The following is a 21,338-nucleotide window of genomic DNA, read 5'->3' on the forward strand; positions in this document are numbered from 1 at the left end:
TCTGGCCTGATCGGCTCGCCCGAGCGGGGCACCTGCTCCGTGCCGCCCGCGGAGGCGGAGGGGGCCGTGGGCCGCACGCGTCCCGCGTCGTCGTGACGGGCAGGGCGCAGCGCACCTACCGCCCGCCGTCAGTCCGCGAGACGCCCGAACGTTCCCCGGTGGAAGATCAGCGGCGCACCGTCCTCGGTGGCGCCCAGCGCCTCCACCCGGCCGACCACGATCAGGTGGTCGCCGCCGGTGTGGACGGTCTGGAGCGTGCAGTCGATCCAGGCCGGTGCCCCGTCCAGCCGGGGCGAACCCGTCACCGGGGCCGCGTCGTACGCGACCCCCGCGAACTTGTCCGCACCGCTCACCGCGAATCCCCGGCACAGCTCGCCCTGGTGCGCGCCCAGGACGTTGACGCAGAAGGATCCCGCGCGGGCGATCCGCGGCCAGGTCGTCGACGTACGGGCGACCATGAACGCGACCAGCGGCGGATCGAGCGACAGGCTGGCGAAGGACTGGCAGGCGAAGCCGGCCGGGCCGTCCTCGTCGTGCGCCGTGACCACGGTGACGCCCGTCGCGAAGTGGCCCAGCACGCGCCGGAACTCGCCCGGGCCGACGGGCAGCCGCTCGTCGTCGCCGACGGCGCGCAGGTCCGGACGCGGCAGGGCGTCGAACGGTTCGGTGGCCGCGGGGGCCCCGACCGACCTGAGGTATCGGACGGCGGTGGCAGCCATCCCTGCGTGTCCCATCACAGCCCCCATTTAACCTGACGGATCGTCAGATCGGAAGGGGGTGGCTGCTGTCAACGCCCCGTGTACCGGGGCGTACGGCGTTCCACGAAGCTCGCGACCCCCTCGTTCGCGTCCCGCGTCGTCATGTTGATCTCCTGCGCCGCCGCCTCCGCCGCGAACGCCGTGGCACGGTCGGACTCAAGAGAGGCGTTCACCAACTGCTTGGTGAGCGCGAGCGCCCGCGTCGGGCCCTGCGCCAGCCGCTCGGCCCAGGCGCGGGCCGTCTTCTCCAGCTCCTCCGGCGCGACCACCCGGTTGACCAGGCCCATGCGCTCGGCCTCGGCCGCCGGGAGCGAGTCGCCGAAGAACATCAGCTCCTTGGCGCGCCGCGCGCCGACCAGCCGGGGCAGCAGATAGGCCCCACCGCCGTCCGGGACGAGCCCGCGGCGTACGAACACCTCGATGAACGCGGCGGTTTCGGCCGCCAGCACCAGATCGCAGGCGAACGCCAAATGCGCGCCGATCCCGGCCGCGGTGCCGTTCACCGCCGCGATCACGGGCTTCTCGCAGTCCAGGACCGCGGAGATCAGACGCTGCGCGCCGAGCCGGATCGTACGGGCCACGTCGCCGGGAACCCGCTCCCCGCCGGCCGGCGGGGAGCCCCGCAGGTCCGCGCCCGCGCAGAAGCCCCGGCCCGTGGCGGTGAGAACGACAGCGCGGACACCGGGGGCGGCGGACGCGTCCGCGAGCAGGGCGATGATCCGCTCCCGCTGGTCCCAGGTGACCGCGTTCATCGCCTCGGGACGGTTGAGGGTGATCCACGAGACGGCGGCCTCCACGCGGTGGAGCACATCGGCGCTCATCGGCACACCGCCAGCGCGTCCAGTGCCACCGCGCCCTGTCCCCGTGGCAGCACCATCAGGGGGTTGATGTCCAGCTCGGACAGTTCGTCGCCCAGCTCAAGCGCCATCCGCTGGACCCGCAGGACGACCTCCACCAGCGCGTCCACATCCACCGGAGGGCCGCCCCTGACCCCGTCCAGCAGGGCCCGGCCGCGCAGTTCGCCGAGCATCGCGCGCGCCTGGTCCTCACCGAAGGGGGGCACACGCACGGCGGCGTCGTGCAGCACCTCCACCAGCACCCCGCCGAGCCCGACCGTCACGGTGGGCCCGAAGAGAGCGTCCTGGGTGACGCCGACGACCATCTCCACGCCCCGCTCTACCATCTGGCAGACCAGAATCCCGTCGAGGTCGATGCCTTCGAAGCGGGCGATGTCGGTGAGCTCGCGGTAGGCGTCGCGCACCTGACTGGCCGACGTCAGACCGACCTTGACCAGGCCCAGTTCGGTCTTGTGGGCGAGCTGGGTCCCGGACGCCTTCATGACGACCGGGTAGCCGACCAGGCCCGCGGCCCGCACGGCCGCCGCCGCGCTGGTCACCAACTGCTCGCGCGGCACGCGGATGCCGTACGCCCGCAGCAGCGACTTCGCCGCGTGCTCGCTCAACTGCTTGCCTGGGCGCATCAACGCCAGTGCCTTGCGGAACGACGGCGAGGGCGTGCGCGGGGCCTCGTCGAAGGGCGAGAGATAACCGCTCGTGAACCGGTGGTGGCCGAGATAGGCGCGGACGGCCGTGATGCAGTTCCCGAACGTACGGAAGGTGGCGACCCGCGAGGACCCGAGCAGCGTCTCGCGGTACGCGGCCTCCGTACCCACCGGCGACCCCCACACCACGCACACCAGCTTGTCCGTGGTCTCCGCCGCGTCCACCAGGTCCTGCGCCAGCCTGTCGCTCATCGGCGGGAAGGGGCCGGTGATGGGGCAGATCAGCACGCCGACGGCAGGGTCCGCGAGGATCGCGTCGATGATCTTGCGACCGCGCCAGTCGCCCACCGGGTGCCCGCCGTTGTCGACCGGGTTCGCGACGTTCAGGTACTGCGGTATCCAGGTGTGCAGCTCGGCCTGCTTGGCCTCGGAGAGCCGGGGCAGCGGCAGGCCGGCCCCGGTCGCCAGGTCTGAGAAGTGCGCGCCGGTGCCCCCGGAGATCGAGTAGACGACGACCCCGTCGGCCACGGGTTTGCGGGCACGGGCCAGCAGCGCCGCGGTGTCCTGGAGTTCGTCGAGCCCGTCCACCCGGATCACGCCGAACTGCCGCATCGCCGCGTCCACCACTTCGTCGGCGCCGGTCAGTTTGCCGGTGTGCGAGGCGGCGGTCCGCGCTCCCGTCTCGGTACGCCCGACCTTGACCGCGACGACCGGCACTCCGCGCCGGGCGGCCCGGTCGGCGGCGAGGAGGAAGGAGCGGCCGTCCTTGAGTCCTTCCACGTAGCAGGCGATGGCCCCGACCTCGGGGAGCTCGGCGAAGTACGAGATGAAGTCGGCGGTCTCCAGGTCGGCCTCGTTGCCCGTGGGCGCCCAGTGGGAGAGCCGTACGCCGAGCTCCTGCAGGGTGAAGACGGGCCGGCCCTGGTGTCCGGACTGGGTGATCAGCGCGATCGCCGGTCCTTCCAGGTCGTCCCGGAACTTCTCGAAGGCGTTGAGATTGGTGTTCGGTCCCAGCAGCCGCACTCCCGACCGCTCCACGGCGGCGGCCAGCCGCGACTGGGCCGCCGCGCCTTCCGGGCCGGTCTCCGCGTAGCCGGACGCGAAGGCCACGGCGAACTTCACCTTGGCCTCGGCGAGTTCCTCGACGACCGGAAGGGGGTCGCCGACCAGCAGGACGGCGAGGTCGACCTCCTCGGGCAGGTCGCGTACGGCGGCGACGCAGCGCAGTCCGAAGACGCTCTCCCGGGTGGGGTGGACCGGGTACAGCCGTGCCCCGACGCGTTCGGCCCAGTCGACGAGCTGCCGGGTGATGCCGGTGTTGGGCCGCCCTTCCCCGTCGGACGCCCCGACGACGGCGACGGACGCGGGCCGGAAGAAGCGGTCGAGATCGGGCACCGCCGCGTACAACGGCCGGCCGCTGACGTCGAGATCGCCGGCGACCGCGGTGACGGAGGCTCTGTCATGGACGGCGTTGCGGGGCTGCTCTCCGCAGGCCACGACCCGTGCGCGGAGGTCGGAGGTGAGGGTGCCGTGGGTAGATCCAAGCATCGGGTGCCCCGCTCCTGCTCGTTGGCCGATAACTGACGCACAGTCAGATTACCGAACTGACGACCAGTCAGGAACACTTCTGCGGGCAAAGCCTGGTGGAACGGCCGCGGTGGCGCCCCGAGCCCTGCCGGCCGGCCCGGCCGCCCACTCACCCGTACCCACAGGGGACTGCCGGCTATCCCGCGGCCTTCGCGGGGCCGGGTGTTTCGGCCAGTGGGGGCGAGGAGTGCTCGCCGGTCTCCCTCGCCGGTCTCCCCCCGCCGGCCGGTCCCTGCCGCAGCGCCTGGGTGTCCGCAGCGCACGGGTGTGCCGCGGGACACCCGTGCCCTGCCGTACCGGGTGACCGGGCGCCCTGGTCAAGAGCTGAGTTCGGGGACGGGTCACCGACGCCCCGGCAGGCCGGAGCGTCGCCCTCCTGGGCGGCTCGGGCGGCTCGGACCGCGGCGTGCTTCTCGGGCGGCGCCTACTTCTTCGACACGGCCCTGGCGATCTTGCGTGCGTCGATCGCCAGCTCGCGGAACATCCCGCTGATCGGGTTGGTGAACCCGGTGAAGTAGAGCCCGGGCGCCTTCGCCGATGTCCGGCCGCCGTGGGTCACCGGTCTGCCTCGTTCGTCGAGGACGCCGAGATGGCCGACCAGGTCCTCCAGCGCCCGCCGGTAGCCCGTCGCCGCGATCACCGTGTCCGGGGAGATCCGGGTGCCGTCCGCGAGGACCGCCTTGCCGTCGTCGAAGGAGTCGAGCGCGGCGACCGGTTCGACCGTGCCCGCGCGGACCGCGTCGATGAGGCCCACGTCCTGGACCGGGATCGCGCCCTCGCGCACACGGGAGTACAGGCCCGTGTCCGGACGCGGCAGGCCCCGCTCGGTGAGGTCGGGGACGGAGATCCGGCACATGACCGCGCCCGCGCGGTCCACGAGGCGGACCGGGAGCCTGCGGACAAGGATGCCGGTGCGCTGGGCGGGCCAGCCCGCCGTCGAGCGGCGGACGATGTGCGGGACGGTCCGCACGGCGAGGCGTACCCGGGCCGCGCCGCCCTCCACCAGGTCGACGGCGATCTCCGCGCCCGTGTTGCCGACGCCGACGACCAGCACGTCCTTGCCCGCGTACGGGGCGGCGTTGCGGTACTCGCCCGCGTGCAGCAGCTCCCCGGCGTACGTCTCGCGGCCCGGCCAGTCGGGCAGCCGCGGGGTGTGGTTGAAGCCGGTGGCGACGACGACGGCCCGGCCCGTGAGCTGCCGGCCTCCGGTGGCGTGCAGCAGCCAGTCGGGGCCGGACCGTTCGATCCTGGAGACCTCGACGCCGGTGACGATCTCCAGCTCGTGGAACTCCGTGTACTTCTCCAGATAGCGGATCACGTTGTCGCGCGAGGCCCAGCGCCCGAACGAACGGGGCATGGGCAGTCCGGGCAGCCCGGAGAGCCGTCGGGTGGTGTGCAGACGCAGCCGGTCGTAGTGCCGGCGCCAGGAGGCGCCCACGGACTCGGACTTCTCCAGCACTACGGCCCGTATGCCCGCTTGGCGCAGCGCGGCGGCTGCCGCGAGACCGCCCGGGCCGCCGCCGACGACGTACACGGGCCGGTCGGTGGTGAGCGCGAAGTCCTTTTCGTCGGCCATGGATCGTGAGCGTAATCGTGCGATTACTTGATGGGTCTCAGTCAAGGCGGGAATCGGTTGCGAATTGATCACGTCGGCACACCTCTTGCGCATATGGCTTCACATCCGCTGAACTGACGTTCCGTCAGAAGTGAGTCGGAAGAGAGTAGGGTCCGGATGGAGACCGTCTGGCTCACCGGTGCCGAGTGGCTCGCCGTCCTCCGCATCGGTCTCGGCCTGTGGTGGCTGGAGAGCTGGCGCCACAAGGACAAGAAGGGCTGGTTCGAGCGCGGAACCGGGATCGCGTGGGCCGCGGACGTCGCCGCCGGGCACCGGTGGCCGCTGGTGAAGAACGGCTTCGACAAGGTCGTCCGCCCCCGCCCCAAGGCGATGGCGTACATCGTCGTCTACGCGGAACTCGCCCTCGGGCTCGGCCTGGTCGTCGGCTTTCTGACCCCCGTGGCCCTCGTCGGCGGACTGCTGCTCAATCTGCTCTATCTGCTGCTGATGATTCATGACTGGGCGGAACAGGGGCAGAACGCCATGATGGCGCTCATATCCCTCGTCGCCCTGTTCGCGATGTCCTGGCAGACCTGGTCCCTCGACGGCGCGATCGGGCTCTACTGATGGCCGCGGCACCCCGGTTCGACCTCCCGGAGACCGACGACTTCACCCGGCCGTTCTGGGAAGCCGCCGCCGAGGGGCGGCTGCTGATCCGTCGCTGCCGCGCGTGCGCGAAGGCCCATCACTACCCGCGGGAGTTCTGCCCCCACTGCTGGAGCGAGGACGTCGGCTGGGAGCAGGCGAGTGGCCGCGCCACCCTGTACACCTGGTCGGTCGTGCACCGCAACGACCTGCCGCCGTTCGGCGACCGTGTCCCGTACGTCGCGGCGGTCGTCGATCTTCGCGAAGGTCCGCGGATGATGACCGGGATCGTCGGCTGCGCCGAGCCGGACCTGCGGATCGGCATGGACCTCCTCGTCGCCTTCCGCGGCGGCGGGAAGGGCGGCGTGAGCGTCCCGGTGTTCCGGCCGGATCAGGGCCAGAGCAACTCGCGCACCCACGATCCCGTATCGAGCCGGTAGCGCAGCCGTACGTGCTGCCGGCGTGCGTCGCCCTGGAAGAACTCCGCCTCGTACGGCTGGAGCACATACCGCGTCCAGGTCGGCACGGGCGCGTCGGGTTCGGCCTGTGCCCGCTCCCACGCCGCCTCGGATGCGGAGGCCAACTCGGCCAGGGACGCCAGCGCCTCGCTCTGGCGGCCGGTGAGCGCAGCCGCCAGCGCGCCCGTCGAGCGGGCGTGCAGATCGGCCTGGCTCTCGGTCGATCCAGCCGCCGTCACCCGGCCGCGGATCCGGATCTGCCGGCCCTGTGCCGCCCAGTAGAACCCCAGCGCGGCCTCGGGGTGCGCGGCCAGCTGCCTGCCCTTGGCGCTGGTGGCATGCGAGGCGAAGTGCCAGCCCCGCTCGTCCGCGTCGTGCAGCATCAGCGTCCGCAGATCGGGGCGGCCGCGCTCGTCCACGGTGGCCAGCGCCATGGTGTGCGGCTCGGGCTGTCCGGCCTGAACCGCCTCGGCGAACCACCGGTGGAAGAGCGCCGTCGGCGCTCCGGGCGCCTCGGCCGGGTCGAAGGCGGGCAGGGCGGTGTCCCAGACGCGCTGCGCGTGCAGGAGCGTACGGAAGGTCTCCTGCGGGTCGTTGTCCATCCCGGCAAAGTACTACACTCGAAGTGGTATCGGGGAGCGAGTGGGAGGAGGGCTGATGAGGCAGAACCTGGCCCGGCGCGCGGCGCTGGTGGATGCCGCGATCGAGGTGCTCGCCCGCGAGGGCGCCCGCGGACTGACCTTCCGGGCCGTCGACGCCGAGGCACAGGTGCCCACGGGTACCGCGTCCAACTACTTCGCCGCCCGCGACGATCTGCTCACCCAGGCCGGCGGCCGGATCTACGAGCGGATGCGCCCCGACGACGCCACCATGGAGGCGATGCTCACCGGTCCGGCCACCCGTGCCCGGACCGCGGAGCTGGTCCGCGAGGTCGTCGACCGTGTCTCGGCGTTCAGTACCGGCTATCTCGCCCTGCTCGAACTGCGGCTGGAGGCCACCCGCCGCCCGGCGCTGCGCGCGGTGCTCACCGCGCGGGTCGGCGAGGACGTGGAGGCGAATGTGGCCGCCCATCTGGCGGCGGGTCTGCCCGGGGACGCGGACGCGGTCAGGATGATCTATCTGGCGACCAACTGGCTGGTGGTGGAGCGCCTCACGCTGCCCGACGTCTTCCCGAAGGAACAGGCGGGCGATCTGATCACCGCGCTGGTCGAGCGGCTGCTCCCCGAGGACTGAGGCCCGCGTTCTCCCCGAGGACTGAGGCCCGCGTTCTCCCCGAGGACCGGGGCCCGCGTTCACCCCGAGGCCCGCGGCCCGGTTCGGCCCGCGCGGCTTCAGCGTGCGTAATCCCTGATCTGCACCGCGTGCGCCGCCTTCTGCACATCCTCGGTGATCTTCTTCGCGATCAGGTTCTTCCAGGGCATGTACGGCAGCATGCGCACCAGCGCCATCCGCATCCGGATCCTGCCCTTGGACGAGACCGTCATCTCCTTGGCGAACCTCTCCGCGAACCTCTGGTTGACCTCGACGCCGGGCCGCATCTCGCGCTCGTAGCGCTCGTACGCCACCGCGTGGTCGCCGTTCGCCGCCGCCAGCTCGCCCGCCAGGATGTACGCGCCGGTCAGCGCGAGGCCCGTGCCCTGGCCCGAGGAGGGCGAGGTGCAGTGGGCCGCGTCGCCCAGCAGCACGACCCGCCCCTTCGACCAGCGGTCCATCTCGATCAGGCTGATGGAGTCGAAGTAGAAGTCGTCCGCGGCGGCGGCGTTGTTCAGCATCGCGGGGATCTCCCAGCCGTCGCCCGCGAACACGTCGGCGAGGATCTTCTTCTGCTGCGCCACGTCCCGGTGGTCGTAGGAGAGCTCGGGCGAGCCGAAGACGAACAGGTTCTTGGCGCGCGTCTCGCCGCCCGAACTGTAGGCGCACACCAGCTTGTCGGGCAGCGCGTGATAGGTCTCCCAGCGGTCGAGGTCCAGGTCGTTGGGGGCGGTGAAGATGGAGATGTACGCGCCCAGGTGCCGCCGGAACCGCCGCTCGTCGCCGAAGACCAGCCGACGGGTGTGCGAGTGCATTCCGTCCGCGCCGACGACCAGGTCGAAGCGGCGCGGCGGGCCGTTCTCGAAGGTGACGTCCACGCCGTCCGCGTCCCCGCTCAGGGAGGCGATCGAGTCGCCGAAGAGGTACTCGACGTCGTGCCGCGTGCGCTCGTGGAGGATGCGCGCGAGGTCGCCGCGCATGACCTCGTCGTCGCCGTCGACCCGTCCGCCGAAGAAGGCGGCGGGCAACTCGGCGATGGTCGCGCCGGTGTCGTCGACGTAGGAGCCGCCCCGCATGTCGGTGGAGGCGCGGCGGACGTCGTCCAGGATTCCCATCCGCTCGCAGACGTCGATGGACACACCGCGCAGATCGACCTTGTAACCGCCGGGGCGCAGCTGCGGGGCGCGCTCGACGACGGTCGGCGTGAAGCCGTAGCGGTGCAGCCACAGGGCGAGCGCGGGGCCGGCGATCGAGGCGCCGGAGATCAGGACCGTCTTGCTGGCGAGCTGCTTCGTCATCGGGACTCCCGGGTCGAGTGGTGGGGTGGGCGGCGGGGGTGCTGTGCGCGCCTTCCCGTGGCTCGACTATACGCTTGTCTATGACGGTTGTATGGATTCTCCGGCAGGGCTCAGTCCCGGCCCAGCACCACCGTCCCCGAGGAGCAGAACCAGCCGCCCGTGCCGGACGCCACGGCCAGCCTCGGGGGGCCGCCGTCCGCCGTGCGCACCTGGTGGCCGCCCGCCTCGCCGCGCAGTTGCCGTACCGCCTCGACCAGCAGGAACAACCCGCGCATTCCTGGATGGCAGGCGGAAAGGCCGCCGCCGTCGGTGTTCACCGGCAGCTCGCCGTCCAGCCGGATGCGGCCCTTCTCGACGAACGGGCCGCCCTCGCCCTTGGCGCAGAAGCCCAGGTCTTCAAGCGTCACGAGGGTCATATAGGTGAAGGCGTCGTAGATCTCGGCGATGTCCATTTCGGCGGGGGTGACGCCTGCGCGCTCGAAGGCGGTGCGCCCGCTGACCGCCGCGGGGGAGACGGTGAAGTCCTCCCACTCCGACATGGTGGTGTGGGAGACGTACTCGCCCGTGCCGAGGATCCACACCGGGGCCTTCGCGGTGTCGGGGACGTACTCCTCGGCCGCCAGCAGGACCGCACAGCCGCCGTCGCTGCGGATGCAGCAGTGCAGCTTGGTGAAAGGATCCGCGATCACCGGCCCGTCCAGCACCTCGTCCACGGTGATGGGGTCCCGGAACATCGCGTCCTCGTTGGCCGCGGCGTTCGCCCGCGCCTGGACCGCGACCTCGGCGAGCTGCTCCAGGGTCGTGCCGTACTCGTGCATATGGCGGCGGGCGGCCATCGCGTACTTGGCGATGAGCGTGTGCCCGTACGGGACCTCGAACTGGAGCGGGCCGCGGGCGCCGAAGGAGAGATTCGAGGTGCGCCGCCGCGCCTTGATGTCGGCGCGCGCCGTCGATCCGTAGACGAGAAGCACGGCGTCGGCGTGGCCGGCCGCGATCGCGTCCGCGGCGTGGGCCGCCATGACCTCCCAGGTGGCGCCGCCGACGGCGGTCGAGTCCACCCAGCGCGGCTTCAGGCCCAGATATTCGGCGACCTCGACAGGGGCGAGCGTGCCGAGCCCGGCCGAGCCGAAGCCGTCGATCACCGAGCGGTCGAGGCCGGAGTCGGCGAGCGCGCGGCGGGCCGCCTGGGCATGGAGGGCGTAGGGCGTGGGACCGTCGACACGGCCGCAGTCGGAGAGGGATATGCCGACGACGGCAACCTTGCGCGAGGTGCGCGCGGCGCGCGGAGTACGCGGAGTACGCGGAGTACGCGACGTGTCCGACGTGCCCGACGTGTCCGACGTGCCCGACGTGCGCGGAGTTGAAGGCATGAATCTGACGGTACATCAGATAGCGTGGAGCGTATGCCCAGAAGCACTGCCGAAGATGTCGACGGCTATCTCGCGGAGGTGGTGGATCCGGACCGGCTCACGGCCTTGGTCCGGATCCGGGAGCTGTGCCGCACCGAGCTCGCGGGGTACGAGGAGGTGATGGCGTGGGGCATGCCCTGCTATCGCCGCCGGGGCGGAGAGGCGGAGATCGCGTTCGCCAACCAGAAGCAGTACGTCTCCTTCTATCTGATGCGCCCCGACATCCGGGAAGGATTCGAGGAGCGCCTGGCGGACCAGGACATAGGCAAGGGATGTCTGCGCTTCCGGCGCACCGAGAGCATCGACTACGACCTGGTGCGGGACCTGCTGCGGGCGACCGCCGCGGCGCCGGGGGAGGTTTGCTGAACACGCCTCTGTGCATCTGGATCCCCCGGCCCTAGCATGACGGGCCGTCAGATACGGAGGGGATCCCATGGACACCGCCTTCACCGAGGAGCAGGACGAGATCCGCAGCACCCTGCGCGAGCTGCTGTCCAAACGCTGCGGTCCGGACGAGGTCAAGGCCGCCGTCCGCACCGCCGCCGGGTACGACGCCTCGCTGTGGGCGCAGCTGTCCGGCCGGCTCGGCCTGCCGGGTCTCGCGCTGCCCGAGTCGTACGGAGGCGTGGGCTGCGGCCTCGCCGAACTGGCGCTCGCCTGTGAGGAGACCGGGCGGGCGCTGCTTCCCTCCCCGCTGCTGGCCACGGCAGGCCTCGTGGCGCCGCTGGTCGCCGCCCTCGGCACGCCCGACCAGCGCGCCGAACTGCTTCCGCGTATCGCGGACGGCTCCCTGACCTGCGCACTCGCCGTGCCGGGCGGCAGTCTGGCCCATGCGCTGGGCCTGAGCGGCGACAACGCGTCGGGGGAGTGGGCGGGTGGCGGCCGGGCCGGCGGCGTCCAGGCGCGGCCGGGACAGGGCGGGGGCTGGCTGCTGTACGGGGAAGCCGGCCAGGTGCTCGACGGGCACAGTGCCCGGCTGCTGGCGGTCGCCGCGCACACCGGCGGCTTCGCCCGCAGCCGCACCCTCCTCTTCCTGGTCGCGGCGGACGCGGCGGGCCTGTCGCGCACCCGGCAGACCGCGCTGGACGAGACACGTCCGCAGGCCCGCGTCGAACTCCGGGACTGCGCGGCCCGGTTGCTGGGCGAGGACGGCGCGGCGGACGTGCCGGGCGCGCTGGCGGCCGTCGGGTCCGGGGCGGCGGCCCTGCTGGCGGCCGAGGCGGTCGGGGCGGCGGCGAGCGCGCTGGACCGGACGCTGGAGTACGTCCGCGCCCGCGAGCAGTTCGGCCGGGCGATCGGCTCGTTCCAGGCGGTCAAGCACCGGCTGGCCGATCTGTACGTCCAGGTCCAGGCGGCCCGCTCGGCGGCGTACTACGCGGCCTGGGATCCGGCGGAGGGCTCTCTCGCGCTGGCCCAGTGCCTCGAAGCGCTGCGGGCGGTCACCGGTGAGGCGGTGCAGCTGCACGGCGGGATCGGCTTCACCTGGGAGCACGAGGTACACCTCTTCTTCAAACGGGCGGCTGCCGACGAACTCCTCTTCGGACCGGTCCACCGGCTACGCGCGCACGCGGCCGAGACGGCGGGCCTCTTCGCGCGGACGAAGGAGGCGGTCTGATGGCTCCCGGCGTCCGGCTCGTCCAGAAGGTCTCCTCCACCCGCGCCTTCGCGAAGATCGCACCGCACCTCATACCGGCGCTGGACCGGGCGGTCCACCGGCTGACACGGGGCAAGGTGCTGCTCAGCGCCCAGATGCTTCCGGGAGTCATCCTCACCGCCCGCGGCGCGAAGACCGGCAGGGAGCGGGTCACCCCGCTGGCGTGCATGCCGGAAGGGGCGGACGGCTGGCTCCTGATCGGATCCAACTTCGGCCGCGAGGGCCACCCGTCCTGGACGGCCAATCTGCTGAAACACCCCGACGCCTCCGTCAGCTGGCGGGGCAGGGAGATCCCGGTCAGGGCCCGCCTGCTGGAGGGCCGGGAGAGGGAAGAGGCGTGGGCGCGGGCGCTGACGTTCTGGCCGCCGTACGCGACGTACCAGTCGAGGGTGGAGCGGGAGATCAGACTCTTCCGCCTGACCCGGCGGTAGTACCGGATGGGCGCGAAGAGAAGGGGAGCGCGAGGAGGGGAGCGCGTGGCGGGCGCGGCAGTGGACCGCAGGAGGAGTGGCGGGAGGAGTGGTGGGAGGCGTGGGACGGGCCGCGACACAAAGGCCGATGGCGTTCCTGGGAGGACCGCCGACGGCGTGACAGGACTGTGCGCGGCCCGTGCGGGCCGCCGCCTACTTCGTCGGCTTCTTGCCCGTGATCCCCAAGTGGACCAACAGGGCGAGATTCGGCTTCAGTTCTGCCTGTTTCACTCCCCAGGTCGTGAACCCCTTCTGATGTGAGGCCACCGCCGCGAGCATCGCCACGAGCGACCCCGCCATGGCCGCCGGGCTGGTGTCCTTGTCGACCCTGCCCTTGGACTGGAGGTCCTTCACCGCGTCCGTGAGGGAGTTGGTGACGGAGTTCAGGATCTTCATGCGGATCTTGTAGAACCGCTTGTCCCCCTCCGCGGCGCCCAGATCCACCACCCGGAGGATCGCGTCGTGGTGGCGCCAGAAGTCGAGGAAGCCCTCGACCAGTTCCTCCGACGTCTGCCACGCGGCTTTACCGACCCAGGAGCGCCCGGAGACCAGTTCGGTCAACGCCGCGCCCTCCTTGGCCATTTCCTCGGCGATCTCGAGGACAGCGCCCTCGACGTCCGGGAAGTACTGGTAGAAGGTCGCGGGGGAAGTGCCCGCCTTCCGGGCCACGTCGATGACTTTGACGTCCCGGTACGGCGAGGAGCTGAGCATCTCGCTGAGGCAGTCGAGCAGCTTCTGCCGCGTCGCCTGGCCGCGTCGTCCGGCCACTCGGCCGTCGACGGTGCGTACTTGTCCTGTCATGCCGTCAGCTTACCGAGGGGTGATCGGCGCGCGATTCGGCCGACTGCAAATGGGGTGCTCGATAGTGTTATCAACAGCCTGTGGACAACTTCCGTGGACAACTCGACGAATCTGGACCCGTGTGCGAGCCGGTTCGTCCGCGCAATGCGTCATATGTTCGATTTTATTCCGTGCGGTCCGGGCAATGGGCCGTTAGCTTGAGTGTGACGGGTGCCACACCCGCCGTGTCCCGTACGCGGAAGGAATCAGGTCCATGGCTGCATTCCCGGAGGGCACACCGTGCTGGGTGGACGCGGCGCTCCCCGATGTCGAGGCGGGCAAGCGCTTCTACGGAGAGCTGTTCGGCTGGACATTCGGCGAGGGGGGCGGCCGGTACACCGACGCGTTGAACGAGGGGAAGCCGGTCGCCGCGCTCGTGCCCAAGAGTGACGGCCGGATGCCCACTGTCTGGGGCGTCTACTTCGCCACCTCCGACGCCGCCGCCACCGGAAGGAAGATCCTGGAGGCGGGCGGCCAGGTGATCGTCGACCGGCAGCCGGTCGGCACCGCCGGCACGATGAGCCTCGCCGCGGACCCGGGCGGCGCCGTCTTCGGGCTCTGGCAGGCGGGTGACCGCGGCGGCTTCGAGAAGCAGGGCGAGCCGGGCTCCTTCTGCTGGGCCGAGGTCTACACCCGCGACAAGGAGAGGGCCGACCCCTTCTACGAGGCCGTTTTCGGCTTCCAGGGCACGGACCTGCCCGGCTCCTCCGCCGACTTCCGGATGTGGTCCCCCGCGGGCACCGAACCCGGTGAGGACACCGCCGTCGGCGGGCGCAGTGTGATCACCGACGCCTTCCCCGCCGAGATGCCGGGCCACTTCCTCATCTACTTCTGCGTCGAGGACTGCGACGACACCGCCGCGACCGTCGTACGCCTCGGCGGCCGGATCCAGGCGCCCCCCATCGACATCCCGTACGGGCGCATCGCCGTCCTCACCGACGACCAGGGAGCCACCTTCGCGGTCCTCGCCGAACCCGCCGAAGCGGCGTGATCGCCGTCGGGCCGCCGGCGATCACGCCGGACCGCCACCGGTGACGGAAGGGACTCCCTCTCCTGCGGAACTCCCTCCGTGCCCTCGGCCACCCGCATTCCACGACTGAACCGTCCCGCTCCCCGATCCGTGCCCGAAACCGGGTGGGACACCCCGATCCGCCCCCGGGTTCGCCACCGCCGCCTCGGACAGGAAGAATCAGGCTGCGCACCGCTGAGGGCTCGGTGGTGAGACGCTGCACGGGGCAGTAGTTCACGGGCTCCTTTCTTCTGGGGCCCGTACGGGGAGGTGGCAGGCAAGTGATGGAGCAGCTGACGCAGCATGACCCGAGACGGATCGGTCCGTTCGAGGTGCTGGGCCGGCTCGGTGCCGGCGGCATGGGGCTGGTCTATCTCGCCCGGTCGGCGTCCGGCCGCCGCGTGGCGATCAAGACGGTGCGTACCGAGCTCGCCGAGGACCAGCTGTTCCGCGTCCGCTTCACCCGCGAGGTGGAGGCCGCCAGAGCCGTCAGCGGCTTCTACACGGCCGCCGTCGTGGACGCCGACCCGCGGGCGGCCGTGCCCTGGCTGGCCACCGCGTACGTGCCCGCCCCCTCCCTCGAAGAGATAGTGAATGAGTGCGGGCCGATGCCGGCCCAGGCGGTGCGCTGGCTGGCGGCCGGCATCGCGGAGGCGCTCCAGTCCATCCACGGCGCCGGACTCGTCCACCGCGATCTCAAGCCGTCGAACGTGCTGGTCGTGGAGGACGGGCCCCGGGTCATCGACTTCGGCATCGCGTCCGGGGTCTCCAACACCCGGCTGACGATGACCAACGTCGCCGTGGGCACGCCCGCGTACATGTCGCCCGAGCAGGCTCGCGACTCACGCAGCGTGACCGGCGCGAGCGATGTGTTCTCACTCGGCTCCACGCTCGTCTTCGCGGCGACCGGGCACGCCCCCTTCCATGGCGCGAACCCGGTCGAGACCGTCTTCATGCTGCTCCGCGAGGGCCCGGACCTGGAGGGGCTGCCGGACGAGCTGAGGCCGCTGATCGAGTCCTGTATGCAGATGGAGGCCGTACGGCGTCCCACGCCCGAGGACCTTCAGGCCCAGCTCGCCCCGCATCTGTTCTCCTCGGGAAGCGACGACAGCGGCACCGCGTCCGCGTGGCTGCCCTCGCGCGCCACCGCGATGATCGAGCAGCGCCGCGGCGGGCGGCCCTCCGCCCCGCCTCCCGTACAGCGCTCCGCCGAGCCCGCGCCGCCCATCCCGCAGGCGCCGCCGTCCCGTCAGGGCGGCGACTGGGACTCGGCCTGGCGCGGCGGCAACGACCCGCGCGGCGGACAGGCCGCGCCCGCTCCGGTCGGCTCGCACGCGCCCGCCGGGCCGGTGCGGCTGCCCGGCTCCAAGGTCCCGATCGGCCCCGGCCCCCGGGTCGCCGACGCGAGCCGCGCCGCGGTCGCCGCGGCCGGTCCCGCGACCGGCTGGATCCGCCCGCCCGGCGCCCTGAACGGCTCCGAGCCCGCTTCTCACGCGGCCGTGCCGCCGCCCCCGGTGGGGGCACCCGTGCCGCCGCCCTCCTCGCCGCAGGACGGCGCCCCCGGGCACTGGCGCCCGTGGCGCTTTCGGATGTCGAACGACGTCTGGGGCACGCCCGTCGTGGACGGCGGCCTGCTGTACGTCACCTCCTTCGAGGTCCACGCCCTGGACGTGGGCAGCGGCCGGCGCCAGTTCAAGACCAAGGACGTGGCGTGGGCGATGGCCGTCGCCCAGGGCCGTATCCACGCCTCCGACGGGCCGACGCTGTACGCGCTGGACGCGACGAGCGGCCAGGAGCGCTGGCGGCTCCAGACCGACGCCTGGGTGTACTCCCTCAAGGTCGACCGCGGCACCGTCCTCACCGGCACGCGCGGTGGCGGCGTCCAGGCCTGGGAAGCGTCCAACGGCGAGAAGCTGTGGGAGACCACCGGGGCGCAGACGGACTTCGAGACGCCGGAGGCCGGGCCCGCGGTCTTCGGTGACACGGTCTACGTCTGGAAGGACGCGCGGCTGCGGGCGCTGGAGGCCCGTACGGGCGTCGAGCGCTGGTCCTACCCCGTCGGCGACGCGGCCTCCTGCGGCAATGTGCCCGTCCGGGTGCATCCCGCGTCCGACGGCTACGTCTATGTCGCGGCCGGCACCCGCGTCCTCGCGATCGACATCGTGAACGGCCTGGTCCGCTGGCACTTCGAATCGCCCGCGGTCTTCCTCTCGCCACCGGTGTTCGCACCGGGCCCGGCGGTCACGGGCGGCGGGGTCTACCTCGCCGACTACCTCGGCACCGTCTACGCCCTGGACGCGACGACCGGCAAGGACCGCTGGCGCATCGCCACCGAGTCGCGCCAGTCCGCCGAGCCGGTCCTCGTCGCGAGCGGCAACGTCCATGTCGGCAGCGGCAGCGCGCTCTACACCCTGGACGCGGTGACGGGCACCCCGATGTGGCGCTTCGCCGCGGGCGGCGAGGTCATCGGCGCACCGGTCGTCGCGGACGGCCGGGTGCACTTCGGCTCCGCCGACCATGTGCTCTACACCCTCGACGCGAGCGGGGGCCAGCTGCGCTGGAAGCTCGCGACCGGCGGCGAGATCACCGGCTCCCCGGTGGCGCAGGGCGGTGTGGTGTACGCGTGCAGCAAGGACCGCTGTGTCTACGCCCTGGACGCTGTGAAGGGCACGGCGACGGGCCGGGGGGCGCGGGGCGTCTGACCGTACGGCGTCCGATGGCGACGGGCACGGTCGGGGCGTAGCGTCAGGATCTGGACGGCCGCCGTACGGAGCCCCTTCCGTGACTGGTACGACGGCCGTCACACGGATGCGGATCCGTCACGTGATCAACCACCGCTTGGGTGTCGTGCGCTCGTCAAAATGGGCCGGGCGACCTCGGCTACCGCAACCGGTACCCCGACCCGCCCCGCCCCGCGAAGCGTTCCGACTGGCGGGCCGGCGGCAGGTTCCCCAGCGCGATCAGGTGGGGCGCAAGCCCCAGCGCCCGGGCCCGCGCCCCCTCACCCGCCGCCCACGCCGCCCGTACCGTCCCCTGCACCGCCTCCGCCGGATAGGACGCCACCACCGTCGCCGCACGGAGCGCCGCGTCCACCGCCTCGCCCGGGTCCGTCAGCTCCGAGACCAGGCCCGTCTCGTACGCCCGCCGGGCCGACGTCCGCTCCGCCGTCCCCATCAGGGCCATCCGGGCGACCTCGCCGAACGGCATCCGCTGGGCCAGATAGATCGTCTCGTACGCGCTGACCATGCCGTACGTCGTGTGCGGATCGAAGAACGTCGCCTCTCGCGAGGCCACCACGAACTCGCTCTCGCCGAGCAGGTAGAACGCCCCGCCGCAGGCCATCCCCTCCACCGCGGCGATCACCGGTTTCCACAGGTCGTTCGCCTTCGGGCCGATCGCGATCAGCGGATCGTCGATCGAGTAAGGCGACGAGGGCTGCGGCACCTCGGCCGCCCGGTCGATGCCGGTGCAGAACGCCTTGGAGCCCGCGCCCGTCAGCACCACCGCCCGTACCGTCTCGTCGAAGCGGAAGTCCCGCCAGACGGCGGACAGTTCGTCCGCCGTCTCCAGGTCGATCGCATTGTGCTTCTCGGGCCGGTCCAGGGTCACGAGCGCGACCCCCAACTCCTTGTCCCGCTCCACGATCAGGCTCATCAGCGCTCCAGCAGCCAGCGGGGCACGGTGACGCCGTCGGCGAGCTCGGTGAAGGCCACCTTCACCCCCGCGCCGATGCGCAGCCGTGCCGGGTCGAGGGAGTTCAGCGGCGCGTCCGGCGCGGTGACCACATTGCCGACCAGCCGGATGCGGGGGGCGTCGAGGAGTTCGACGACGACGGCGTTGTAGGGGGCCTGCGCGGCGTACGCGGGCAGCAGCGGCGGATGGGGGAGCACGTACGACCAGATGCGGCCGTGCCCGCTCATCCTGCGCCACTCGCTGTCGAAGGAGCCGCAGTGCGGACAGCAGGGCCGGGGCGGGAAACGCAGTTCGCCGCAGTCCGGTTCGGCGCACGCCTGGACGCGGAGCTCGCCCCGGGCGGCGTACTCCCAGAACGGCGCGCCGTCCTCGTCGGCGACGGGCGGCAGGAGGGCCTCGGACATCACTCAACTCCTCAGCAGTACCGCGGAAGTGGGCACTCCCTCGCCTGCCGTGACCAGGCAGGTTGCGGCGCCCGGGACCTGCGCGGTGGAGGTGCCGCGCAGCTGTTTCACGCCCTCGTTGATGAGGTTGAAGCCATGGACGTACGCCTCGGAGAGTCCGCCGCCGCCGGTGTTGAGCGGCAGCCGGCCGCCGATCTCCAGGGCGCCGCCCTCGGTGAAGGCCGCGCCCTCGCCCCGGCCGCAGAAGCCGTAGCCCTCCAGGGAGAGCGGGATGAGCGGTGTGAACGCGTCGTAGATCTGGGCCACATCGACGTCCTGCGGCCCGAAGTCGGCGGTCTTCCAGAGCTGCCGGGCCGCCGTCCAGGCGGGTCCGGTCAGCGGGTCGTCGTTCCAGTAGTTGACCATGCCGTGGTGCTGGGCGGGCAGGCCCTGGGCGGCGGAGTGGATGTACACCGGTTTCTGCCGGCAGTCGCGGGCGCGCTCGGCGCTGACGATCACGCAGGCCAGGGCGCCGTCCGTCTCCAGGCAGTTGTCGAAGAGGCAGAGCGGCTCGCTGATCCAGCGGGAGGTCATATACATGTCACGCGTGAGCGGGCGTTCGTACATCACCGCCGCGGGATTCTGGTTGGCCCGGTTGCGGCAGGCCAGGGCGACGTTGAAGAGGTGGTCACGGGTGGCGCCGTACTCGTGCATATAGCGCCGGGCCAGCATGCCGATCTCGTCGGCGGGCCGCAGCAGCCCGAAGGGGCGGGTCCACTGGGCGGGGGTCGGCAGCTGGACCGCGGTGTTCTTCCAGGGCCGCGGTCCCGATCCACGTTTGCGTGAGCGCCAGGCGACTCCCACGCTCGCCTGTCCTGTCGCGATCGCGCCGGCGAGATGCGCGATGGTGGCACAGGAGCCGCCGCCGCCGTATCCGGCCTTGGAGAAGAAGGTCACGTCCCCGGCGCCGATGGATTTCGCGACCTCGACCTCGTCGGTCTCCTCCATCGTGTACGAGGCGAAGCCGTCGACCTCGGCGGGAGCGATGCCCGCGTCGTCGAGTGCGGCCAGGATGGCCCGGCAGGCCAACGTCTTCTCGGATTCGGGGAGTTGCCTGGCGAACGGAGTCTGACCCGTCCCGGCTATCGCTGTTGCGTCCTTGAGGGTCGCCATGGGGGGAGGGTACAGCTAATCTGACGGGTAGTCAGCTACTGTGCGGCGGGACGACAGGAGGGCGAGCGATGCGCGGCGACCTGGAGTGGGGCACCATCCCGAGGCTGGTGCGGAGCGCGGCCGAGCGCTACGGCCAGCGCGAAGCCGTCGTCGAGGGCCGCACCCGCGTCTCCTACGCCGAACTGGGCGAGCGCGTCGAACGGGCCTCGGCCGCCTGTATCGCCGCCGGCGTCGAACCGGGCGACCGGGTCGCCGTCTGGGCCCCCAACACCCTCGACTGGATCGTCTCCGCGCTCGGCGCGGTCGGCGCCGGCGCGGTTCTCGTGCCGCTGAACACCCGCTTCAAGGGCGCGGAGGCCGCGTACGTCCTCCGGCGCAGCCGCGCCAGGCTGCTCTTCGTCACGGGCACCTTTCTCGGCACCTCGTACGTCGCGTCCCTGCGGCGCGCCGGCGTGGACCTGCCCCACCTGGAACAGGTGGTGGTCCTCGCCGACAGCGCCCCCGAGGACTACCGCACCTGGAAGGACTTCCTGGCGGGCGGCGACGCCGTCACGCCGGAGGCCGTACGCGCCAGGGCGGACTCGATCGACTCCTCGGCCCCTTCCGACATCGTCTTCACCTCGGGCACCACCGGCAGCCCCAAGGGCGCCGTCATCACCCATGCGCAGACGCTGCGCTGCTACGACGTGTGGAGCGAACTCGCCGGACTGCGCGAGGGCGACCGCTATCTGATCGTGAACCCCTTCTTCCACACCTTCGGCTACAAGGCGGGCATCATCGCCTGCCTGACGCGGGGCGCGACGATGGTGCCCCAGCCGGTCTTCAACGTGGACACCGTGCTGGCGAACATCGCGTCCGAGCGCATCTCGGTACTGCCCGGACCGCCCACCCTGCACCAGTCCCTGCTCGACCATCCCGCCCGTCACCAGCACGACCTCTCCGCACTGCGGCTCGTCGTCACCGGCGCGGCGGTGGTGCCGCTGCGGCTGGTCGAGCGGCTGCGCGGCGAACTGCGCATCGCCACGGTGCTGACCGCGTACGGCCTCTCCGAGGCGAGCGGCATCGTCACCATGTGCCGCCGCGGCGACGCCCCGGAGACCATCGCGTCCACCTCGGGCCGCGCGATACCCGGCACCGAGGTCCGGGTTCTCGCACCCACCGGCGAGCCGGGCGAGGTACTGGTGCGCGGGCACAACGTGATGCAGGGCTACTTCGAGGACCCCGAGGAGACGGCGAAGGCCATCTCGAAGGACGGCTGGCTGCGCACGGGGGACGTCGGCGTCCTGGACGAGGGCGGCAATCTCCGGATCACCGACCGGATCAAGGACATGTTCATCGTGGGCGGCTTCAACGCGTACCCGGCGGAGATCGAGCAACTGCTCGGCCTGCACCCGGACATCGCGGATGTCGCGGTGATAGGCGTGCCGGACGCCCGCCTCGGCGAGGTGGGCAGGGCGTACGCGGTGCGGCGGCCGGGGTCGACGCTGACGGCGGACGATGTCATCGCGTGGGCGCGGAGGGAGATGGCGAACTACAAGGTGCCGAGGGCGGTGGAGTTCGTGGGGGAGCTGCCGCGGAACGCGAGCGGGAAGGTGCTGAAGACGGAGCTGCGGGCGCGACCGCGGAGCTGACGGAGCAGACCGCCGGGGCTGAC

Annotated in this window: 20 protein-coding genes; 9 read left to right on the forward strand and 11 right to left on the reverse strand. The window is 71.9% G+C overall.

What is annotated here, in order from left to right:
* Positions 1 to 128: 128 nt before the first annotated feature.
* The 4 genes from OG293_RS20030 to OG293_RS20045 form a co-directional block, all read right to left on the reverse strand.
* Positions 129 to 719 (reverse strand): flavin reductase family protein, encoded by a 591-nt coding sequence (locus OG293_RS20030; protein WP_406000147.1) that lies wholly within the window; start codon positions 717 to 719, stop codon positions 129 to 131.
* A gap of 68 nt (positions 720 to 787) precedes the next feature.
* Complete coding sequence (locus tag OG293_RS20035; RefSeq protein ID WP_406000148.1) at positions 788 to 1,579, reverse strand: enoyl-CoA hydratase/isomerase family protein; 792 nt, start codon at positions 1,577 to 1,579, stop codon at positions 788 to 790.
* Positions 1,576 to 3,807, reverse strand: a complete 2,232-nt coding sequence (locus OG293_RS20040) for an acetate--CoA ligase family protein (RefSeq protein WP_406000149.1) — start codon at positions 3,805 to 3,807, stop codon at positions 1,576 to 1,578. Before OG293_RS20040 ends, OG293_RS20035 begins: the two co-directional genes overlap by 4 nt.
* Before the next feature lie 463 nt (positions 3,808 to 4,270).
* The gene (locus OG293_RS20045; protein WP_406000150.1) at positions 4,271 to 5,422 is read right to left on the reverse strand and encodes a flavin-containing monooxygenase; all 1,152 of its coding nucleotides are present in this window, start codon (positions 5,420 to 5,422) and stop codon (positions 4,271 to 4,273) included.
* Between the two features lie 156 nt (positions 5,423 to 5,578).
* Between OG293_RS20045 and OG293_RS20050 the strand changes: the two genes are divergently transcribed.
* Positions 5,579 to 6,028 (forward strand): DoxX family protein, encoded by a 450-nt coding sequence (locus OG293_RS20050; protein ID WP_406000151.1) that lies wholly within the window; start codon positions 5,579 to 5,581, stop codon positions 6,026 to 6,028.
* Positions 6,028 to 6,486 carry a Zn-ribbon domain-containing OB-fold protein gene (locus tag OG293_RS20055; protein WP_406000152.1) on the forward strand — a complete coding sequence of 153 codons (459 nt, stop codon included), beginning with the start codon at positions 6,028 to 6,030 and terminating at the stop codon, positions 6,484 to 6,486. The genes OG293_RS20050 and OG293_RS20055 overlap by 1 nt, the downstream gene beginning before the upstream one ends.
* Here OG293_RS20055 and OG293_RS20060 read toward each other — a convergent pair.
* On the reverse strand, positions 6,438 to 7,106 hold the full coding sequence (locus OG293_RS20060; protein ID WP_406000153.1) for a pyridoxal 5'-phosphate synthase: 669 nt from the start codon (positions 7,104 to 7,106) through the stop codon (positions 6,438 to 6,440). The genes OG293_RS20055 and OG293_RS20060 overlap by 49 nt on opposite strands.
* A 52-nt stretch (positions 7,107 to 7,158) precedes the next feature.
* Here OG293_RS20060 and OG293_RS20065 point away from each other — a divergent pair, with 52 nt between their 5' ends.
* Positions 7,159 to 7,737: a TetR/AcrR family transcriptional regulator gene (locus OG293_RS20065; protein ID WP_406003652.1), complete on the forward strand. Its 579-nt coding sequence runs from the start codon at positions 7,159 to 7,161 to the stop codon at positions 7,735 to 7,737.
* Between the two features lie 98 nt (positions 7,738 to 7,835).
* On the opposite strand, the gene OG293_RS20070 is transcribed toward OG293_RS20065, so the two are convergent.
* Both OG293_RS20070 and OG293_RS20075 read right to left on the reverse strand, forming a co-directional pair.
* Positions 7,836 to 9,053 (reverse strand): FAD-dependent monooxygenase, encoded by a 1,218-nt coding sequence (locus OG293_RS20070; protein ID WP_406000154.1) that lies wholly within the window; start codon positions 9,051 to 9,053, stop codon positions 7,836 to 7,838.
* Between the two features lie 110 nt (positions 9,054 to 9,163).
* Positions 9,164 to 10,423: a thiolase C-terminal domain-containing protein gene (locus OG293_RS20075; protein ID WP_406000155.1), complete on the reverse strand. Its 1,260-nt coding sequence runs from the start codon at positions 10,421 to 10,423 to the stop codon at positions 9,164 to 9,166.
* A 33-nt stretch (positions 10,424 to 10,456) separates the two neighbouring features.
* On the opposite strand from OG293_RS20075, the gene OG293_RS20080 reads away from it, so the two are divergent.
* The 3 genes from OG293_RS20080 to OG293_RS20090 all read left to right on the forward strand — a co-directional run bounded on the left by OG293_RS20080 (position 10,457) and on the right by OG293_RS20090 (position 12,547).
* The gene (locus OG293_RS20080) at positions 10,457 to 10,828 is read left to right on the forward strand and encodes an iron chaperone (RefSeq protein ID WP_406000156.1); all 372 of its coding nucleotides are present in this window, start codon (positions 10,457 to 10,459) and stop codon (positions 10,826 to 10,828) included.
* Between the two features lie 67 nt (positions 10,829 to 10,895).
* Positions 10,896 to 12,077: an acyl-CoA dehydrogenase family protein gene (locus OG293_RS20085; RefSeq protein WP_406000157.1), complete on the forward strand. Its 1,182-nt coding sequence runs from the start codon at positions 10,896 to 10,898 to the stop codon at positions 12,075 to 12,077.
* On the forward strand, positions 12,077 to 12,547 hold the full coding sequence (locus tag OG293_RS20090; protein WP_406000158.1) for a nitroreductase family deazaflavin-dependent oxidoreductase: 471 nt from the start codon (positions 12,077 to 12,079) through the stop codon (positions 12,545 to 12,547). The genes OG293_RS20085 and OG293_RS20090 overlap by 1 nt, the downstream gene beginning before the upstream one ends.
* 192 nt (positions 12,548 to 12,739) lie before the next feature.
* Here the strand turns inward: OG293_RS20090 and OG293_RS20095 are convergent, their stop codons facing one another.
* On the reverse strand, positions 12,740 to 13,387 hold the full coding sequence (locus OG293_RS20095; RefSeq protein ID WP_406000159.1) for a TetR family transcriptional regulator: 648 nt from the start codon (positions 13,385 to 13,387) through the stop codon (positions 12,740 to 12,742).
* 253 nt (positions 13,388 to 13,640) lie between these two features.
* On the opposite strand from OG293_RS20095, the gene OG293_RS20100 reads away from it, so the two are divergent.
* Both OG293_RS20100 and OG293_RS20105 read left to right on the forward strand, forming a co-directional pair.
* Positions 13,641 to 14,417, forward strand: a complete 777-nt coding sequence (locus OG293_RS20100; protein ID WP_406000160.1) for a VOC family protein — start codon at positions 13,641 to 13,643, stop codon at positions 14,415 to 14,417.
* Positions 14,418 to 14,719: 302 nt separating this feature from the next.
* Positions 14,720 to 17,137 (forward strand): PQQ-binding-like beta-propeller repeat protein, encoded by a 2,418-nt coding sequence (locus OG293_RS20105; RefSeq protein WP_406000161.1) that lies wholly within the window; start codon positions 14,720 to 14,722, stop codon positions 17,135 to 17,137.
* Between the two features lie 178 nt (positions 17,138 to 17,315).
* Here the strand turns inward: OG293_RS20105 and OG293_RS20110 are convergent, their stop codons facing one another.
* Genes OG293_RS20110 through OG293_RS20120 form a run of 3 tightly spaced genes read right to left on the reverse strand, consistent with a single transcriptional unit; the run spans position 17,316 to position 19,684 of the window.
* A complete protein-coding gene (locus tag OG293_RS20110; protein ID WP_406000162.1) occupies positions 17,316 to 18,089 on the reverse strand; it encodes an enoyl-CoA hydratase/isomerase family protein in 774 nt (257 codons plus the stop codon).
* Positions 18,089 to 18,532, reverse strand: coding sequence for a Zn-ribbon domain-containing OB-fold protein (locus OG293_RS20115; RefSeq protein WP_406000163.1), 444 nt, complete (start codon positions 18,530 to 18,532; stop codon positions 18,089 to 18,091). Before OG293_RS20115 ends, OG293_RS20110 begins: the two co-directional genes overlap by 1 nt.
* A 3-nt stretch (positions 18,533 to 18,535) precedes the next feature.
* Positions 18,536 to 19,684, reverse strand: a complete 1,149-nt coding sequence (locus tag OG293_RS20120) for a lipid-transfer protein (protein WP_406000164.1) — start codon at positions 19,682 to 19,684, stop codon at positions 18,536 to 18,538.
* Positions 19,685 to 19,752: 68 nt separating this feature from the next.
* Between OG293_RS20120 and OG293_RS20125 the strand changes: the two genes are divergently transcribed.
* On the forward strand, positions 19,753 to 21,315 hold the full coding sequence (locus OG293_RS20125) for a FadD3 family acyl-CoA ligase (protein WP_406000165.1): 1,563 nt from the start codon (positions 19,753 to 19,755) through the stop codon (positions 21,313 to 21,315).
* Positions 21,316 to 21,338: the final 23 nt, after the last annotated feature.

It is taken from the genome of Streptomyces sp. NBC_00829, assembly GCF_045161795.1.
Taxonomy (GTDB): Bacteria; Actinomycetota; Actinomycetes; order Streptomycetales; family Streptomycetaceae; genus Streptomyces.

Bases quoted from the DNA above. Each gene is read 5' to 3' on its own strand.
- OG293_RS20060 (WP_406000153.1), bottom strand. From the start codon at position 7,106: ATGGACAACGACCCGCAGGAGACCTTCCGTACGCTCCTGCACGCGCAG.
- OG293_RS20035 (WP_406000148.1), bottom strand. From the start codon at position 1,579: ATGAGCGCCGATGTGCTCCACCGCGTGGAGGCCGCCGTCTCGTGGATC.
- OG293_RS20085 (WP_406000157.1), top strand. From the start codon at position 10,896: ATGGACACCGCCTTCACCGAGGAGCAGGACGAGATCCGCAGCACCCTG.
- OG293_RS20110 (WP_406000162.1), bottom strand. From the start codon at position 18,089: ATGAGCCTGATCGTGGAGCGGGACAAGGAGTTGGGGGTCGCGCTCGTG.
- OG293_RS20095 (WP_406000159.1), bottom strand. From the start codon at position 13,387: ATGACAGGACAAGTACGCACCGTCGACGGCCGAGTGGCCGGACGACGC.
- OG293_RS20120 (WP_406000164.1), bottom strand. From the start codon at position 19,684: ATGGCGACCCTCAAGGACGCAACAGCGATAGCCGGGACGGGTCAGACT.
- OG293_RS20055 (WP_406000152.1), top strand. From the start codon at position 6,028: ATGGCCGCGGCACCCCGGTTCGACCTCCCGGAGACCGACGACTTCACC.
- OG293_RS20030 (WP_406000147.1), bottom strand. From the start codon at position 719: ATGGCTGCCACCGCCGTCCGATACCTCAGGTCGGTCGGGGCCCCCGCG.
- OG293_RS20125 (WP_406000165.1), top strand. From the start codon at position 19,753: ATGCGCGGCGACCTGGAGTGGGGCACCATCCCGAGGCTGGTGCGGAGC.
- OG293_RS20075 (WP_406000155.1), bottom strand. From the start codon at position 10,423: ATGCCTTCAACTCCGCGCACGTCGGGCACGTCGGACACGTCGGGCACG.
- OG293_RS20050 (WP_406000151.1), top strand. From the start codon at position 5,579: ATGGAGACCGTCTGGCTCACCGGTGCCGAGTGGCTCGCCGTCCTCCGC.
- OG293_RS20070 (WP_406000154.1), bottom strand. From the start codon at position 9,053: ATGACGAAGCAGCTCGCCAGCAAGACGGTCCTGATCTCCGGCGCCTCG.
- OG293_RS20045 (WP_406000150.1), bottom strand. From the start codon at position 5,422: ATGGCCGACGAAAAGGACTTCGCGCTCACCACCGACCGGCCCGTGTAC.
- OG293_RS20080 (WP_406000156.1), top strand. From the start codon at position 10,457: ATGCCCAGAAGCACTGCCGAAGATGTCGACGGCTATCTCGCGGAGGTG.
- OG293_RS20105 (WP_406000161.1), top strand. From the start codon at position 14,720: ATGGAGCAGCTGACGCAGCATGACCCGAGACGGATCGGTCCGTTCGAG.
- OG293_RS20100 (WP_406000160.1), top strand. From the start codon at position 13,641: ATGGCTGCATTCCCGGAGGGCACACCGTGCTGGGTGGACGCGGCGCTC.
- OG293_RS20040 (WP_406000149.1), bottom strand. From the start codon at position 3,807: ATGCTTGGATCTACCCACGGCACCCTCACCTCCGACCTCCGCGCACGG.
- OG293_RS20090 (WP_406000158.1), top strand. From the start codon at position 12,077: ATGGCTCCCGGCGTCCGGCTCGTCCAGAAGGTCTCCTCCACCCGCGCC.
- OG293_RS20115 (WP_406000163.1), bottom strand. From the start codon at position 18,532: ATGTCCGAGGCCCTCCTGCCGCCCGTCGCCGACGAGGACGGCGCGCCG.